Annotated in this window: 2 protein-coding genes; both read right to left on the bottom strand. The window is 56.9% G+C overall.

Annotated elements, in window-relative coordinates; genetic code table 11:
- Nucleotides 1-973 (bottom strand): ABC transporter permease (locus ACTIEN_RS22225; protein WP_439525314.1); only part of this gene is annotated, 973 nt, incomplete at its 3' end.
- A 9-nt stretch (nucleotides 974-982) separates the two neighbouring features.
- The coding region (locus ACTIEN_RS22220; RefSeq protein WP_439525313.1) for an ATP-binding cassette domain-containing protein at nucleotides 983-1,697 on the bottom strand (715 nt) is incomplete at its 5' end.

The raw sequence follows: 1,697 nt of genomic DNA, 5'->3' as shown, positions 1-1,697 counted from the left end.
CATCAAGCGCTGTACGCATGGCGGTTTGCATTCGTGCGGTCCGATAGCGTTCAAATTGGGTATCCGCGATGACACCGGCCAGAATGACGCCCCCCATGACAGCAAAGTTCAGCGAAGATGGAATACCCAAAAGGTTCACCAGGTTTTGCAGCACCTGCAACAGCACCACACCAAGGCAGACACCCACGATGGACCCTTCTCCTCCGCGCAGGGAAAACCCGCCGAGCACAGCAGCCGCGATGGCATAAAGTTCGTAGAAATTCCCGTGTGAGGACGGTTGGACGGAGCGGGTATACATCGCGAAGAAAATGGCGGAAGAGGCCGTGAGCATTGCGCAGATGACATAGGCCAAGACAATAACCCGCCGGGTATTGATGCCAGAAAAGCGTGCGGCCTCCTCGTTCTTGCCCACGGCAAACAGGTGTCGCCCAAAGACGGTCCGGTGCAATAGAAACCATGCTGCGCAGGCGACGACCAGGAAGGCGATGAACGGATGTGGCACGCCCAATGTTCGCCCAGTGGCGAGGTATTCGAGTGTCGGAAAACTACTCCCAAACGGGAATCCGGCGGTGCCGTCTTGCGTATAGAACCGCGCGATGCCGCGATAGATCAATAGGCCGCAGAGCGTGACGACAAAGGGCTGCAACTTCAGACGGGTGATCAGCCAGCCGTGCAGCACCCCAATCACGCAGCCAAGCACCAGAGCGATGAGCGCTGCGAACGGCCATGGTACTCCCTGCGCGATCAGATCAACAAAAATCACGCCAAGAAGTGCAATGACCGAGCCCACCGACAATTCAATCCCGGCGGTGACGATCACAAAGGCCTGTGCAATCGAGAACAGTCCAAACAAACCGATCAGATTGGCTGTGTTGGATAGGTTCACCCCGGAAATGAACCGTGGGTTGATCAGTGCAACGATCGCCCCAACGGTCAGAACCAGGATGCCCAGCCCGATATCCTTACGCAGCATATGATCTCCTTATTCTACAGCCAGTCGCAAGATGGATTCTTCGGACACCGAACTCTGATCCAGAATGCCGGTAATCTGCCCCTTACACATGACCGCTACCCTGTCAGAAACGCCGATAACCTCCTCCATATCAGAAGAAATCATCAGAACGGCGACCCCGTCATCGGCAAGCGCGCGCAGCAATGCATAAACTTCGGCCTTGGAGCCGACATCAATCCCGCGTGTCGGTTCATCTACGATCAGCACCTTGGGACCCATCGCCAACCATTTGGCCAGCACGACCTTCTGTTGGTTACCACCTGACAGCTCTGCCGCTGCCTGGCCCAGATTTGGGGCTTTGATTTGTAATTTCGTCCGGGAGTCTTCAGCCAATGCTGTTTCGGCCTGAGGATTGACCAGCCCATGCCGTGACAGTTCCGATAGTTTGGGCAATGCAATGTTTTCGGAAATCGCAAAATCAAGCAGCAAGCCCTGACCCTTGCGATCTTCGGGGACCAAACACAGCCCCGCGGAAATCGCGTCGGCCACTGAATGATCTGCAAGGGATTGGCCCAGAACCTCGACCGTGCCGCCAACCGATGCGTCAATGCCGAACAGGACTCGCGCGACCTCGGTCCGTCCCGCGCCAACGAGGCCAGCCAGCCCCAGTATCTCTCCCGCTCGCAAGGTCAGATCAACCGTGCGGTCAGGATAGGCCGCAGTGCGCAAACCGCGAGTCTGAAGA

The organism is Marivita sp., assembly GCF_051859345.1.
Lineage (GTDB): Bacteria > Pseudomonadota > Alphaproteobacteria > Rhodobacterales > Rhodobacteraceae > Marivita.
Note: the sequence above shows the minus strand (reverse complement) of the source record. Positions and strands in the feature narration are given on the sequence as shown.